Genomic DNA, 13641 nt, shown 5'->3' with positions numbered 1-13641 from the left:
TCCGGTCCGCCACCCGGTCCGGGGTGCGGCCCGGCGGGCCCGCGCCCCGCTATTCGGCACCGAGTTGCCCCGTCAACCGGCCGTGCAGCGTGCGTGTGTGCGGGTTCATGCCGATCAGCTCCACGCGGATCCCGTGCTGGTCGTACTTGCGCGTGATCGCGTCGAGCTCCGCCACGGTCGACGCGTCCCAGATGTGCGACTGGCTGAGGTCGATCACGACCCGTTCGGGATCCTCGGCGAAGGCGAAGTTCGCCCCGAGGTCCGCGACCGAGGCGAAAAACAACTCGCCCTGCACCGTGTAGCGCGCGTGGGACTTCCCGTCTCGGACGATGAGTTCCCGGTCGATGCGCGCCAGCCGTGAGACGCGTCGCGCGAAGAGCACGGAGGCCGCACAGACCCCCGCGATGACGCCGATCGCGAGGTTGTGCGTGGCGACCACGACGCCCACCGTCAGCACCATCACGGCGGTCTCACTGCGGGGGAGCCGGCGCAGCGTGCTCGGAGCGATCGAGTGCCAGTCGAAGGTGCTGACGCACACCATCATCATGATGGCCACGAGTGCCGCCATCGGGATCCTCGCCACTTCGTCCCCGAGGGCGACCACCAACACGAGCAGGAACACCCCCGCCAGGAACGTCGAGATGCGCGTGCGCGCGCCGGACACCTTCACGTTCACCATCGTTTGGCCGATCATGGCGCACCCGCCCATGCCGCCGAAGCACCCGGACACGATGTTGGCGACGCCCTGCCCCCAGCTCTCGCGGGTCTTGTTCGACGGAGTGTCAGTGATGTCGTCCACGAGTTTCGCGGTCATCAGGGATTCCAGCAGGCCGACGAGCGCCATCGCGAACGCGTAGGGGGCGATGATCGTGAGTGTTTCCAAGGTGAGGGGGACGTTCGGGACGAACAGCTCGGGGAGGCTGCGGGGGAGTTCACCCTGGTCGCCCACGGTCGGCACGGAGATCGCGAACACGACGACCACGGCGGTCACGACGACGATCGAGATCAAGGGGGCCGGAATAACGCGGGTGATCTTCGGCATCCAGATCAGGATCGCAAGGCCGAGCGCGAGGAGCGGGTAGACGGCCCACGGCACGCCGATGAGGTGGGGGAGCTGGGCGGCGAACACGAGGATCGCGAGCGCGTTGACGAAGCCGACCATCACGCTCCGCGGGATGAAGCGGGTCAGCTTCGCGACGCCGCACACGGCGAGCAGGATCTGGAACAGCCCGGCGAGCAGCACCGTCGCCACGAAGTAGTCCATGCCGTACTCGCGCGCAACGGGCGCGATCACGAGCGCCACCGCGCCCGTTGCCGCGCTGATCATGGCGGGGCGGCCGCCCACGATCGCGATGGTCGCCGCCATGATGAAGGAGGAGAAGAGCCCCACCTTCGGATCGACGCCCGCGATGATCGAGAAGGAAATCGCCTCGGGGATCAACGCCAGCGCGACGACCACGCCCGCGAGGACCTCCCGGATGAGAATGCGCGGGGTGCGCAGCGCGGTGCGGACCGAGTGATCCGTGCCGACGCCGGGGCGCGACGGGGCGAGCGGTGCGTGGCGAGTCATGTGCTCCTCAGAGTGTGCCGGGGCGGTGCCGAGCGCGGCGTGCCACCATGGGGGGAGGGTGCGTGAGTCCGGATGCGGGCGGACACCCGACAACACTAACGTAACGTGAGAGTTTTTCGAACAGGGAGCGCGATGCCCGAGGGTGACATGATGCACATTGGCGAACTCGCGGAGCGCACGGAGCTCTCCCTGCGCACGATTCGCCACTACGACGAGATTGGCCTCCTGACGCCCAGCGGCCGCTCGGACGGAGGCTTTCGCCTCTACACGGACGGCGATCTCGAGCGCCTGATGCTGATTCGCCGCATGAAGCCACTGGGGTACTCACTTGAGCAGATGCGGGACCTGCTGCGCGCGATCGACGCCGCGGGGGAGCAGGGGGCCGGCGAGCCGGGTGCGGCCACCGACGCGCAGAGCGCACTGGGCGACTTCCGGAGCGACGCCCGCGAGCGCCGCGCGAAGCTGGCCCGGCAGCTCGAGATGGCCGACGAGTTCCTCACGTTGCTCGAGGCGCGCATCCCATGACGGTGACCCCACTGAGCGGGCGCGGCATCTCGCTCACCGAGCTTCGGGACGCCGACGTCTCGCGCATCGCCGAATATTGCGCTGACCCCGCGTTCGAGCGATTCATGTCCACGCCCTGGCCGTACACGACGGCCGATGCCACCTGGTTCGTGCACGAGTACGCGCCGGCGGCGTGGCGCGACGGCACCGAGCTCGTCTGGGCCATCCGGCGGGATCCCGACGGGCCGCTCCTCGGGACCATCGGGCTCAAGCTGCCGCGGGGAGAGATCAGCTTTTGGCTGGGCGCGCCGCACCGCGGCGGCGGGATTATGTCAGCTGCGGTGGCGGTCGTCGTGGAAGCGGCGCTCCCTCCGGAGGGGGCCACTGGGCCACTCGGCCCGCGCGTCGCTCACCTCGCGGCGCTGCACTGGGAAGCCGTGGTCGGCAATACGGCTTCGCTTCGTGTCGCCCAGCGCGCCGGGTTCGCATACGCGGGCACGGGTCCCGGTTCGGTGCCCGCGCGCACCGGCGAGGTCACCGAGTGTTGGCACGGAGTGCTCACGCGGGCCGCGGCGTCGGCTGCGGCCACTGACGCCGCCGCTGGATCCGCAGGTCACCAACCGCCGTGGCCGGCGTAGCTGGCGCGGGTGCTCGCGAGTCGCCGGGGCCCCTCACCCACGCTCCACGCGCTCGTTGATAATCTATATTATGTCAGTTTGATCGTGTGCGGGGTGCTCCCCGTGCGCCGTTCTGCTCTGCCCTGCAACGATGCAGTGATGCAGTGATGCAGCGCAGCGCCGCAGCGCTACCCCCAGCTCGCGACGAGCCGCGCCGCCGCGGAGCGCTGGGGATCGACCAGGCCCAGGTTGTCGATGATCGCTTGCGCGGGTGCCACCACGCGGACCCCGTTGCGCGAGGCGCTGCCCTGCAGCGTCAGCTCGCCCGGCGCGCACAGGATCACGGAGGCCGCGGCAGGGTTCGCCACGGTCCCGCCCAGCCCGACGAGGTGCTGGAGCGCGCGGCCGGGATCCGGCGTCCAGAGAATCTGCACGGCAGCACTCAGCTCGGCCGCGTCGGCGCCCAGTGCCGCGAGCGCCGCGGCACCCGAGAGCGCCCACTCCCCTCCCGCCACCGCGCCGCAGGCGTCGAGCACGGCGGCGGTGAAGGTGCCGGACACCCCCAGGGCGTCGGCGCGGTGCAGGAGCGATGCCGCGAGCCCCGCCTCGGCCGCGATGCTGCCGAGCGTCGCGGGCTGAGCAAAGCGCTCAATGCGTGCCACCCACTCCGCGGTGGCCGCGGGCATCTCCCCCAGCTCGGCTGCGCCCTCCATGAGGACGCGTCCCGCGTCGGCGGCGGCCGGATCCGACAGGGGCCGATAGGTGATGATCGGTTCAACGCCACTCGCGAGCGCGAGTTCCGTCAGCGTGTCGAGGCGCACGTCGACCGTGCCCTCGCTTGCCCGGTACATCGTGGAGCGATTCACGCCGGCGCGCCGAGCGATCTCCGAACGGGTGCGCCCGGCACGGAGAAACACTTCCGAAAGCCCGCTATCCATGCACCAAAGCTAGCGCGGGTGATGCAGAAATGCAACATTTTGGTGCGAGGCGGAGCGCTCGGTGCCGACTCGGGCTCCTCCGAGAGCGCTGTTCGAGCCGCTATTCGTCCGTGAACTGCCGCATGATCTGCGTCATGACCCGGAGCTGCGCCGGGTTCAGGTGCTCCCGCAGGAGTGCCGCCATGGCGTCAAGGCCCGGGCCCGCGCCACCGTCCAGGCCCGCCGAGAGCTGTGGCAGTGCGGTCCCCTGATCGGCGAGAAACGCGGCAATCGCTGCGGCTCCGCGGTCTGCGAGCTCCCCGACGGTTGCCTCCGAGGCATGCGGCGGGAGTGCGAGCAGTTCCTCATTCACCGCGGTGAGCTCACGAGGCGCGTTCTGCATGGTCCGCGCGAAGCCCGGCATGTCCCCCTTGGGCAACATGCGAGCGAGGAGGATCGCGACATTTCGGGCACCAGGATCCGCGCCGAGCGCGTCAAGTGCCAGCACGGCCTCCGGGGAGAGATCCGGCGCGGCCCCGGCCTCGATCAGTCCGTCCAGATCGGCCCGCAGCCGGGTGAGCGCGGCAATCCGCTCGTCGAGCTCGGCCCGCACGTCGCGCAGCAGCGGTGCGCTCTGCTCGGCCGACGCCAGCATGGGGGCCACCTGATCCAAGCGGAACCCGAGGCTCGCGAGTCGGGCGATGCGGAGCGCGAGCACGAGATGCTGGGCGGTGTATTGCTTGTAGCCGTTGCTGAGTCGTTCCGGCTCGGGCAACAGCCCCACGTCGTGCCAGTGGCGGATGGTTCGCAGGGTCACCCCCGTGAGGTCGGCGAGTTGCCGCGTGCTCCATGCCATCGCTCCTCCTCCACCGCGCACTGGGCTTCTCGCTCTATTCTGTCCAATGTGCGGAACGCGGGCGCGACGAGCGCGATCACCGCGGTCACCGCCATGACCGCCGCGACGGCGAGTCCCGCCGCCGGGAGCCCCCAGCTCACGGCCAGAGCCGCGAGCGGCGCGGAGGTGAGTGCCGGGGCCGCGAGCATCAGCGCGTGCTGGGTGCCGAGCACGCGCCCGCGCATGCGATCCGGCGTCGCCTCGAGTGTCGCCACGCCCAGCGCCGCGGACATGGGGGCGCTGGTGGCCCCGATCACGACGGCACCCAGCACAACGAGCCAGGGCGCGCCCAGGACGCCGAGGACGGTGAAGCCCAGTGCCAGCCCGAGCATGCCGACGACCAACCAGCGGCGTCGGGTGATCCGGCCGATAGACGCCGCATACAGCCCGGCCCCGACCAGGCTGCCGAGGGCGAGCCCGGCAATCGCCATACCGCTGAGTTCCGGGAGGCGGTGTTCCGTGAAGTAGGCGGGCAGGACGGTGGCCTGCAGGCCGGCCAGCAGCGCCGCGAACACCGCCGATACGAGGCTCGCCCCACGCACGAGCGGGTTGCCGAGCAGGAATCGCCACCCGAGCACCAGATCCGTGAACATCCCGCGCACACCCGAGGTGGGGAGCGGCGCACCGTTCTCCGCGGCCCGGTCAAGCTCTCCGACCCGTGGGCTGAGGGCGAGCGTCAGCAGGGCCGCGGCGAGGCTCGTGGCCGCAGTGATGAGGAGCACCGCCGAGCTCACGCCCCAGAGCAGCACGAGGAGGCCGCCGAGGCCGGGGCCGATCAGGATCAGGGTGGCGGCGAGGGCTTCGCGGACGCCCACGAGCCGATCCAGCGCCCCGGGCTTCTCGCCAGCCAAGCGCACGAGGCGCGGCAGCATCGTTTCTCGGGCCGTCATGCCGGGCGCATCACCGAACGTGCCGATCACACTCAGCGCGATGAACCAGCCCAGGTTCAAGCCCCAGATCGCATCGACGACGGGCAGCGCGGCGATCGACGCCGCGGAGAGCAGATCGCTGACGATCGACACCGTGCGCCGATTGAGGCGATCCACGACCACCCCGGCACAAACGCTGACGATGGCCGCCACCGCCGCGTTGATCGAGGCCAGGATGCCCGCCGCGAGCAGGTCGCCGGTCCGCGCCAGGACCAACAGCGGAAAGAGCACCGCGGCGATCCCGTTTCCCAGGAGCGACAGACTGAATGAGCCGAAATAGACGAGGGTGTTTCTGTGCATGCCCCCATCAGAAACGATGCCGTCGCGGCACAGTCAAGCCGCGCCCGTAGCGGCTGCGCGCGGTATGAGCCGCTTCCCCGGCAGCGACCCCCGTACTGAGCCCGCCAGAACACCTTCAGCCGGGTCTCCCCGGTGCGCTCGACCCCGTCGAGACTACGGTACCGATACCTTTGTGGAGCGTGCCGCAGGGCCGGGCCAAGCCACTCCCCGTCCACTATTTCCCAATGTCGGGGTACCAAGCCACGGACTCGGATTCCGGCAAGGACAATACACGCACCCGCGATGAGGAGCATGATGCACGCGAGAGCCACAGCGCCAACCCTATTGGGCGAACGATTCGCTGGGACCGGCTGAGACCCGTGCAGGCCCGGTGATGAGTACGCACCGACGAGCGACCCAGCACAACACTGCTGGCAAACTCCGCTCTGAGGCCGCGGTCTCGGTGCCTTTCGCAGCGGCGCGCGGACGCAACATCACGCCTGCGGCTTTTCTCGCCGCGGCATAGCACGCCTCGGGATCTTCGATGCTGCGGTCACGTTTCTCCGCCATTTCACGGTCGTGCTCGGTCATCACCGGCGCGGTCGAATTGCGAGTGTTCATGTCGACCTCCTTCGCTGAGGCCCCTCCTCCGTGTGGAATTGATGGTCGGGAGTCCGAGCGGCTGCCTGCGCACCAGTGCCTGCATCTCAATACATGAGCGGTAATGGCGTGACCGTGAGCGATCCATTGCCCGCGATGGCAGCCGGCGAATGTCGGGTTCGTAGCGCCCCCGACCTGTTCGCACATCCGCCCAGACGTCGTCGCCCTCCCCGTCCTCGCCCTCAACGAACACCGGCACCGGCACCGGCGAATCACCGCGTCTTCGCTCAACGCCTCACCCGTCGACCAGCATGCGGATCAAGAGGGTCACCCTCAGGCGCTTCTCCCCCGGATCACTCATCGCGATCATCAGTGTCGCCGCGGCGAGAGCGAGGCTCGTGATGCGCGGTGTCCCATCGTTGCGGTTCAAGATCCCATTCCGGGCGAGGAACGTGACGAAGAGCACTGCAGCGCTGCGCTTATTCTCGTCCACCAGTGGGTGATCCTTCACCACCAGATAGAGCAGGTTCGCGGCCTTCTCCTCCGTCGAGACATAGAGTTCGTGGCCGTCAAAGCCCTGATAGATGGTTGCAACGACTGAGGCAAGCGCGGTGCCCTGCTCTCGTCCAAGCAGGCGGTCCTCTGGGAACTCGGCGGTGCGCTGCCGGATCACCTGCCGCGCCTCGTCAAGCGTGAGCACCCATCCCGGGACTGCAGTTGGTTGGGCATCGAGCAGGCCCTCGTCGTAGTCACGCAACAGGGTGAGTCCCGGGATGTACGCGGCGAGCACGTCAGCAACTCCTCCGACAAGGTCATCGTCTCATCGGCTGAGCCTCTGGACTACTGTCCCGAGCTCGGCGAGTCGCTGCTGATTGAGCGCGTACCCCTGGAGCAAGAACTCCCGGAGCCGCTCCGTGGCTCAGATTCGGAATTGCGTCGCCACCTTGCTCTTCACCCGGTACCCGACGGAGATGATCGCGTCGAGGTTGTACATGAGTACACGGCGACGCACGGATCGGGTACTCTCTGTGCGAAGTTGTAGGGATTCTTTACGGGTTGCGCTCTCAGTCAGATCCCCTTCTCCGTATACGTTGCGGAGGTGGATCGTGACGTTTTCTCGTGTCGTTCGGAAAAGCTCCGCAATCTGCTGTTGGCTCAGCCATACGGAGTCGTGCACAAGCCGCACTTCGAGCGCGGGAGCACCGTCTTCCTCCTGGTACACGATGACTTCGCCTGTTGAGTGATGGTCCATGGTGGTCATGCACGTGTACGTCCTCTCCGGTGAGGCGGTCGGCAACGGTTTCGTCGGTGGGGTCAGGCTAGGGGCGACCGCCGACATTCGCCGCGGGCACGGCATCGCCAGGCGTGACTGGGGCAACACCGGCCGATCCACCGAACGGGCACACTGAGAGGGTCGACCAGATCAGCCCGCTACAGGGCACCCGTGAAAGGCACCATGACACTCATCTCGCTCCCCACCCTGCACGAGGAACTGCGCGCCGAGGCCGAAGCGGCGGGCGCCCCGCTCGCGCGGCGTCACATTACCGCGGGTGCACGCCTGCAGCAGCTCGCCATCTGGCTCCCCGCGGGTGGGGTGCTGCCGGAACACGGGAATCCCGGGGAAGCGCGACTCCACGTCGTGCACGGACAGGTGCGGTTCATCGAGAGCGATGCGGACCGGACGCACACCCTGACTGCCGGGGACCTCTATCCGGTGCCGGATGCGCTGCACCGGGTCGAGGCCGATGCCGAGAGCCTGCTGCTGCTGAGTTTCGTCCCTGGGGCATAGCGCCACGGCGCGACCCGGCCTGACCCGGAGCAGCCGTTAGTCGAGGATCAGCGCGGCCGCCCGCGGATCCGGAATCACAAACGAATTGCGGTGGTAATCGATGAGGCCATCGGTCCTCATACGCGCCAGTTCCCGGGACAGGGCGGCCCGGTCGGCGTGCAGGTACTGTGCGAGCTCGATCCGCGTCAGGGGAATGCTGAACCGGGCAGCCCCGCGACGCTGCGCCCCGCGACGCTGCGCCTCGACGAGGAGATAGTTGGTGATCCGCTTGCGCAGCGAGCGGTGGCGGAGGATCTCGAGCTTGGCGCGGAGCCGCTCCTGTTTCTCGAGCACCGAGCGCAGCAGATTGTTCTGCACCACCGCCTTCGCCGGGCACGCCACCGCGGGGTCGGACAGGCGCGCAGGATCGAGGAGCAGCACGGTGCCGGGCACGGCCCCCACCGCCGCGCGCTCCTGGGGGCACGCCGCGCTCCCCCAACGCGGCGTCTGCCACCCTTCGCCGAACAGATCGCCGGGTTCGATGACGTCCACGAGTGTCCGGTCACCGTGCGGGTGGCGACGCACGTCGAGTGCGGCCCCGCTCAGAAGGACCCCGTAGGTGACGGGTCCCCCGGTGCAGGAGAGGATGTCCTCGTCCTTCTCGAAGGTACAGGCGTGCAGGCCGAGGCACGCCTGCATGCAACGAAGGTGGTCTTCGGTGATGCCGGCGAGGAACGGGCCCGGCTCAGTGCGGGGCGAGGCACCCTCCGTCGGTGGAATGGGAAGAGTTGTGGCGCGCATGGATGCTTTCTGTTGCTGGGGCAACCGTGGACGGTCGGCTGCGCTGTCAGACTACTGCACAGAACTTAGCCCACCCTCACCTACATCCGATGTAAGGTGATCGCCCCGAAAGGCCCCCATGTCCCGTTCCACAGTGCAGACGACCCTCCTCAGTATCGCCGCCCTGGGCGCCGTGCTGCTGAGCGGATGCGGCACGAGCGTCCCGACGGTGTCCGCCGACTCCGCCTCAGCCACCCCGGCCGAGGCCCCGGTGGCGGCCCCGGCAGAGGTGCGCGTCAGCGGTCCCGCCTCTCCCCCGAGCCTCCCGATCCTTCGCATGATCGAGGCCGACGCGCTCGGCGAAACGGACATCGTGTTCAATCGCTGGGAGAGCGCCGATCAGCTCACTGCGGCCGCAACCGGCGGACATGAGTTTGTCGCGGCCCCGCTGACCACCGGGGCGACGCTCGCCCGGGGCGGGGCTGATCTCAGCCTCCTCAACGTGAGTGCCTGGGCCGTCATGGGCCTCGTCACCCACGATCCGGCGATCCAGTCGGTCGCGGATCTCGCGGGGACCCAGTTGCACATCGCCATGCGCGCCTCCGCGGTCGACTACACCATGCAGCTCATACTCGAACAACACGGGCTCTCGGACAGTGTGGACATCGTCTACGTCGACCCGATGAACGGCCCCGAACAGTTCCTCTCCGGCCAGATTTCCTCGCTCGTCACCGTCGAACCCCAGGTCACGATGCTCCAGGCCCGGGACCCCGAAGCGCGAAACCTGATCGACTTCGCTGCCGAGTGGGCGGATCTCACCGACTCGAAGCTGCCGCTCCCCACCGCCGGCACCTTCGTCAACGGCAGCTTCGCCGCGGAACACGAGGAGACCACCGCCGCGTTCCAGGAGGCGTACGCCGAGGCGGCAACCTGGGTGTCAGAGCATCCGGAGGAAGCGGGAGCGCTCGCCGAGCGTGAGCTGGGCCTCCCGGGAGCCATCGTGGCCGCCGCAATCCCCAGGATCGCGTGGGATGCGCAGGCCGCGTCCGAAGCGCGCCCGGCGGTGGAACAGTACTTCAGCACACTCCTCACGCGCTGGCCGGAGAGCGTCGGCGGCGCGCTGCCCGAGGCGAGCTTCTACCAGCGGTGATCCCGCGTCGCTCGCCCTGCGCGGGGAATCCGAGGTCCGGGTTCCCCGCGCCGTGGATCTGGTCGTTCGCCAGCGTGCTCGTGCTCGGGCTCGTGTGGTGGATCACCGCACGCGCACTCCCCGCGATCGTTCTGCCCGGCCTCGGTGCTACGGCGGCCGCGGTCGGGGGCCTGCTCCGGGAGCCCGACACCTACGCCGCGCTCGGCGAATCGCTCACGACATTCGCGGGCGGCCTCCTCGTTGCCGCCGTACTGGGCGGTGCGCTGGGGCTCCTCGCGGGTCTCAGCGACGCCGCGCGCGCCGCGCTCGCGCCGCTCATCGCGATCCTCAACGCCGTCCCGAGCGTGGCCTGGATGGGCCTCGCCATGATCTGGTTCGGGCTCGGCGCGGGCCCCACCGTGTTCCTCGTTGTGGTCACGAGCGCCCCGATCCTCGCCGCGGCGCTGCAGCACGCGGTGCGGGATCGCGACCCCGGCTTCGACGAACTCGCCGACGCGTTCGAGCTCCCCCGCACCACCCGGTTCCGACACGTGACCCTGCCGCCTCTCCTCAGCTCCGCGCGCGCCGCGCTGCTCGCCATGGCGGGGCTCGGGTGGAAACTCACCGTGATGGGCGAATTCCTGACGGCCTCGCGCGGGCTCGGCGAGCAGCTGGTCGTCGCGAAGGCGCACATGCAGACCGACCGAGTGATCGCGATCACCGTGGTGCTCGTCTGCACGTGGGTGGTGATCGAGGGTGGGATCCGGCTGCTCACGGGGCTTCGGGGCACCGGGCACCGGAGCACGCCGGACGCGGCGCGCGTACGCCCCAGCAGCCGGGGGTGCGGTGGGCCGGAACGACCCGAGCCCTCGCGGGCACCGGCTCAGCCCGACGCGATTGCCTGCCGGGAGGTGTCTCTTGCGCACGGCGAACGTCTCTTCGCCGAGCACCTGAGCTTCTCCGCGGCGCCGGGCAGTATCACCGCCATCCTGGGTGCCTCGGGCATCGGAAAGTCGTCACTGCTGCGCGTGCTCGGGGGCACCGCCCGGCCCGCACACGGCACCGTCGAGCGCGCGCCGGACACGCGCACCGCGTGGGTATTCCAGGAGGATCGGCTCCTGCCGTGGCGCACCCTGGAGCACAACGTCGCGCTGTTCGCGGGCGTCTCCTCCGACGCGGCGCGCGCGCAGCTCGCGGCGCTCGGGCTCGCGGACGCCGCGCATCGCCGACCCGCCGAATTGTCGGGTGGAATGCGGCAGCGCGGGGCGCTCGCCCGCGGCTTCCTGCGCGACAGCGGCCTGCTGCTCCTCGATGAACCCTTCGCCGGGCTCGACGTGCGGCGGCGGCGCGCGCTGATCCACGACGTGCAGGCCATGCAGCGCGAGCGGCCCCGCACCATCGTCTTCGTGACCCACGACGTCGACGATGCGCTCGCCCTCGCGGATCGCGCGCTCGTGCTCGGTGGCGCGCCGGTGGCCCGCATCACGGAACAGCTCGATCTGCGCCACCTCGGCAGGGATCGCGCGCTCGATGATCCGGCGCTGACCGCGCCGCGCCGCGCCCTGCTCGCCGCGCTCCTCCACACCTCCGATGCGCTCCCGACGCCGCAGTCCCAGCTCTGAAGCACCCACCCCTGATCCACCCAGCCCTAATCCCCCAGCGAAGGAAGTCAGCGATGATCCACCACACACCCGCCGTCGAGACCGGCGTTGCGCGCGCGAATGACGTTCTGGGGCGACTCGCCGCGGTCGACGGCCTGCTCCGTGCCGACGCCGAAGCGGCCGATACCTCCGGTGAGATTGCCCCCGCGGTCACAGCGGCGATCCGGGAGGCGGGCGGGTACCGGCTCTCGGCGGGCGGCGAGTTCGGGGGTGCCGGGCTGGTTCGCGTCGCGGCCGGGCTCGCCCGCGTGCACGCGGCGGCCGCCTGGAACCTGGTGGTCTCGCACACCAACAGCCTGCTCGCGCAGTCATTTGCACGTCTTAGCGGGACCGCGTTCCCCGCGGATCCCGATACCCAGTGGTGCGGCGTGTTTGCGAGCACCGAGGCGCACGCGGCCCCGCAGGGTGCGGGCTCCCCGGACTGGGTGGTCGACGGCGTGTGGCGGTACGCGTCGAACAGCGAGCTGGCCGAGTGGGCGCTCCTGAACGTCGCCACCGCGGAGCACGGCGCGGGGTTCGTCTGGGTGCCGCGCGCGGCGCTGACTGTACACGCACGCTGGGCGGCGCTCGGCTTGCGCGCCACCGGCAGCCACACGCTCGCCGCCGCACAGCTGGTGGTGCCGAGCGCCGGATTCCTCCCGACCTCGGTGCTGTTCGCGCCCGAACCGGATGGCCCGCTCGCGCTGCGCGTCCCGAGCCGCCTCCGCACCGCGCTCGGCCTCGCCGCGGTGGGGGTGGGTGCCGCGGAGGCACTCGTCGCGGGGCTCGCCGCAGCGGTCCGGGGTGACGCGGATCGCGCGCGCGTCGCCGCGCTGCCGGGGCGCGGGATCAACCGGCCCGGCGTGGCACAGACGCTCGGGGCCGCACACGCGCGCGTCGCGGGGGCACGGGCGGTGCTCTTCGCCGCCGCGGACGAACTCGATGCCGCGGTCGCGCACGGCGAGCTGCTTCCGGCGGCGCAGTTGACCGCGGCCCGGATGATACTGGGCCGTGTCACCGCCGACGTCGCCGCCGCGACGCACGAGCTGAGCCTCGTCGCCGGATCCCGCGCCTGCCTGGAGGGCGACACCGTGGGTCGACTGTGGCGCGACGCGCACGTGATCACCCGCCACGCGGCGCTCTCCCCCGCGGTGGGCTTCGAGCTCGGGGCCCGCGCGCTCGTCGATCCGGGCGACGCCGACGCTCACGCGGCCGTCGGGCCGCTGGCGCCCGGGACCGCCTGATCCGGCGCTGCGGACCGTTCGGCGCTCAGGCTCGGTCCGGGCCGGCTTTCGATGTGTCGCCTCGCGGCGGGGCGAGCGTCACGTCGATCCCCGCCAGCACGACGCCCAGCTTTGAGACGAACCACGCGAACGGCTCGGCGGCGATCGCGGCGTGCACCCGCGTGTGGAGTTCCGCGGTCTCTGGAGCGTGGCTCGCCGCCTCGGGCTCGCCGCCGCCCGCACCATCCGCGACCTCACCGGCCGCCCACTGCTCAGCGACCCCGGCGCGCCCCGGCCCCGCGGCCCCCACGAGGGCGTCGAGCTGCTCGATCCCGCGCCGGTTATCGGTCACCAGATCGAACACGAGGTCACCGCTCAAGACCGCGTGTTCGGCGGTGAATCCCTCGCGCATCAGGGCGGTGCCGACGCGCGCGAACAGGCCGGTCATGCGCGGCGGGACGACGCCGCGCGCGATCTCCGTCGCCGAGCCGGGATGCGCGGCGAGCGCGTGCCAGGCGGCGTGCGCGTAGCTTTCGAGGAGCTGACGCCAAGGTGCGTCGAGCGGTGGCCAGGAGATCTCGGCAAGGGCGCGATCCAGGCCGATCCGCACGAGCGCGTCGCGATCCGGCGCATGACGGTACAGGGTGCTCTCCCCCACGCCGAGCCGCTCCCGCACCGCCGCGAAGGTGAGCTCCGAAAAGCCAACGTCGAGCACGGCGGCGGCGATATCCTCGCGACCGATGCGCGGCGGGCGCCCGCGCCGCGGTCCTTCGCTCATGTTGCGTCCCCT

15 protein-coding genes are annotated in these 13641 nt (G+C 70.3%); 6 read left to right on the top strand and 9 right to left on the bottom strand.

Annotated elements, in window-relative coordinates; translation table 11 throughout:
- Positions 1–49: 49 nt before the first annotated feature.
- Entirely contained in the window at positions 50–1570 is a 1521-nt protein-coding gene (locus D3230_RS08230) for a SulP family inorganic anion transporter (RefSeq protein WP_202344571.1), read from the bottom strand.
- Between the two features lie 132 nt (positions 1571–1702).
- Between D3230_RS08230 and D3230_RS08225 the strand changes: the two genes are divergently transcribed.
- Both D3230_RS08225 and D3230_RS08220 read left to right on the top strand, forming a co-directional pair.
- Entirely contained in the window at positions 1703–2095 is a 393-nt protein-coding gene (locus tag D3230_RS08225; protein ID WP_202344570.1) for a MerR family transcriptional regulator, read from the top strand.
- A complete protein-coding gene (locus D3230_RS08220) occupies positions 2092–2712 on the top strand; it encodes a GNAT family N-acetyltransferase (RefSeq protein WP_202344569.1) in 621 nt (206 codons plus the stop codon). Before D3230_RS08225 ends, D3230_RS08220 begins: the two co-directional genes overlap by 4 nt.
- 167 nt (positions 2713–2879) lie before the next feature.
- Here the strand turns inward: D3230_RS08220 and D3230_RS08215 are convergent, their stop codons facing one another.
- The 6 genes from D3230_RS08215 to rhuM all read right to left on the bottom strand — a co-directional run bounded on the left by D3230_RS08215 (position 2880) and on the right by rhuM (position 7572).
- A complete protein-coding gene (locus D3230_RS08215; RefSeq protein ID WP_202344568.1) occupies positions 2880–3629 on the bottom strand; it encodes a helix-turn-helix domain-containing protein in 750 nt (249 codons plus the stop codon).
- 100 nt (positions 3630–3729) lie between these two features.
- Positions 3730–4464 (bottom strand): helix-turn-helix domain-containing protein, encoded by a 735-nt coding sequence (locus tag D3230_RS08210; RefSeq protein ID WP_202344567.1) that lies wholly within the window; start codon positions 4462–4464, stop codon positions 3730–3732.
- The gene (locus D3230_RS08205) at positions 4422–5732 is read right to left on the bottom strand and encodes an MFS transporter (RefSeq protein ID WP_202344566.1); all 1311 of its coding nucleotides are present in this window, start codon (positions 5730–5732) and stop codon (positions 4422–4424) included. Before D3230_RS08205 ends, D3230_RS08210 begins: the two co-directional genes overlap by 43 nt.
- Before the next feature lie 321 nt (positions 5733–6053).
- Positions 6054–6332, bottom strand: coding sequence for a hypothetical protein (locus D3230_RS08200; protein WP_202344565.1), 279 nt, complete (start codon positions 6330–6332; stop codon positions 6054–6056).
- A 274-nt stretch (positions 6333–6606) separates the two neighbouring features.
- On the bottom strand, positions 6607–7101 hold the full coding sequence (locus D3230_RS08195; protein WP_202344564.1) for a Fic family protein: 495 nt from the start codon (positions 7099–7101) through the stop codon (positions 6607–6609).
- A gap of 129 nt (positions 7102–7230) precedes the next feature.
- A complete protein-coding gene (gene rhuM / locus D3230_RS08190; RefSeq protein WP_237467232.1) occupies positions 7231–7572 on the bottom strand; it encodes a RhuM family protein in 342 nt (113 codons plus the stop codon).
- 195 nt (positions 7573–7767) lie between these two features.
- On the opposite strand from rhuM, the gene D3230_RS08185 reads away from it, so the two are divergent.
- The gene (locus tag D3230_RS08185) at positions 7768–8100 is read left to right on the top strand and encodes a cupin domain-containing protein (RefSeq protein WP_202344563.1); all 333 of its coding nucleotides are present in this window, start codon (positions 7768–7770) and stop codon (positions 8098–8100) included.
- Between the two features lie 36 nt (positions 8101–8136).
- On the opposite strand, the gene D3230_RS08180 is transcribed toward D3230_RS08185, so the two are convergent.
- Positions 8137–8880 (bottom strand): Crp/Fnr family transcriptional regulator, encoded by a 744-nt coding sequence (locus D3230_RS08180; RefSeq protein ID WP_202344562.1) that lies wholly within the window; start codon positions 8878–8880, stop codon positions 8137–8139.
- A 118-nt stretch (positions 8881–8998) separates the two neighbouring features.
- Between D3230_RS08180 and D3230_RS08175 the strand changes: the two genes are divergently transcribed.
- The 3 genes from D3230_RS08175 to D3230_RS08165 are packed head-to-tail and all read left to right on the top strand — an operon-like array spanning position 8999 to position 12872.
- A complete protein-coding gene (locus D3230_RS08175; protein ID WP_202344561.1) occupies positions 8999–10009 on the top strand; it encodes an ABC transporter substrate-binding protein in 1011 nt (336 codons plus the stop codon).
- On the top strand, positions 10006–11610 hold the full coding sequence (locus D3230_RS08170; RefSeq protein WP_202344560.1) for an ATP-binding cassette domain-containing protein: 1605 nt from the start codon (positions 10006–10008) through the stop codon (positions 11608–11610). The genes D3230_RS08175 and D3230_RS08170 overlap by 4 nt, the downstream gene beginning before the upstream one ends.
- Before the next feature lie 53 nt (positions 11611–11663).
- Positions 11664–12872: an acyl-CoA dehydrogenase family protein gene (locus D3230_RS08165; protein WP_202344559.1), complete on the top strand. Its 1209-nt coding sequence runs from the start codon at positions 11664–11666 to the stop codon at positions 12870–12872.
- Positions 12873–12897: 25 nt separating this feature from the next.
- Here the strand turns inward: D3230_RS08165 and D3230_RS08160 are convergent, their stop codons facing one another.
- Positions 12898–13629: a TetR family transcriptional regulator gene (locus D3230_RS08160; RefSeq protein WP_202344558.1), complete on the bottom strand. Its 732-nt coding sequence runs from the start codon at positions 13627–13629 to the stop codon at positions 12898–12900.
- Positions 13630–13641: the final 12 nt, after the last annotated feature.

Source organism: Leucobacter chromiireducens subsp. solipictus (assembly GCF_016758195.1).
Lineage (GTDB): Bacteria > Actinomycetota > Actinomycetes > Actinomycetales > Microbacteriaceae > Leucobacter > Leucobacter solipictus.
The sequence above is the reverse complement of the archived record's forward strand: the minus strand, read 5'-3'. Positions and strand labels throughout refer to the sequence as shown.

Bases quoted from the DNA above. Each gene is read 5' to 3' on its own strand.
- D3230_RS08230 (WP_202344571.1), bottom strand. From the start codon at position 1,570: ATGACTCGCCACGCACCGCTCGCCCCGTCGCGCCCCGGCGTCGGCACG.
- D3230_RS08225 (WP_202344570.1), top strand. From the start codon at position 1,703: ATGCCCGAGGGTGACATGATGCACATTGGCGAACTCGCGGAGCGCACG.
- D3230_RS08220 (WP_202344569.1), top strand. From the start codon at position 2,092: ATGACGGTGACCCCACTGAGCGGGCGCGGCATCTCGCTCACCGAGCTT.
- D3230_RS08215 (WP_202344568.1), bottom strand. From the start codon at position 3,629: ATGGATAGCGGGCTTTCGGAAGTGTTTCTCCGTGCCGGGCGCACCCGT.
- D3230_RS08210 (WP_202344567.1), bottom strand. From the start codon at position 4,464: ATGGCATGGAGCACGCGGCAACTCGCCGACCTCACGGGGGTGACCCTG.
- D3230_RS08205 (WP_202344566.1), bottom strand. From the start codon at position 5,732: ATGCACAGAAACACCCTCGTCTATTTCGGCTCATTCAGTCTGTCGCTC.
- D3230_RS08200 (WP_202344565.1), bottom strand. From the start codon at position 6,332: ATGAACACTCGCAATTCGACCGCGCCGGTGATGACCGAGCACGACCGT.
- rhuM (WP_237467232.1), bottom strand. From the start codon at position 7,572: ATGACCACCATGGACCATCACTCAACAGGCGAAGTCATCGTGTACCAG.
- D3230_RS08185 (WP_202344563.1), top strand. From the start codon at position 7,768: ATGACACTCATCTCGCTCCCCACCCTGCACGAGGAACTGCGCGCCGAG.
- D3230_RS08180 (WP_202344562.1), bottom strand. From the start codon at position 8,880: ATGCGCGCCACAACTCTTCCCATTCCACCGACGGAGGGTGCCTCGCCC.
- D3230_RS08175 (WP_202344561.1), top strand. From the start codon at position 8,999: ATGTCCCGTTCCACAGTGCAGACGACCCTCCTCAGTATCGCCGCCCTG.
- D3230_RS08165 (WP_202344559.1), top strand. From the start codon at position 11,664: ATGATCCACCACACACCCGCCGTCGAGACCGGCGTTGCGCGCGCGAAT.
- D3230_RS08160 (WP_202344558.1), bottom strand. From the start codon at position 13,629: ATGAGCGAAGGACCGCGGCGCGGGCGCCCGCCGCGCATCGGTCGCGAG.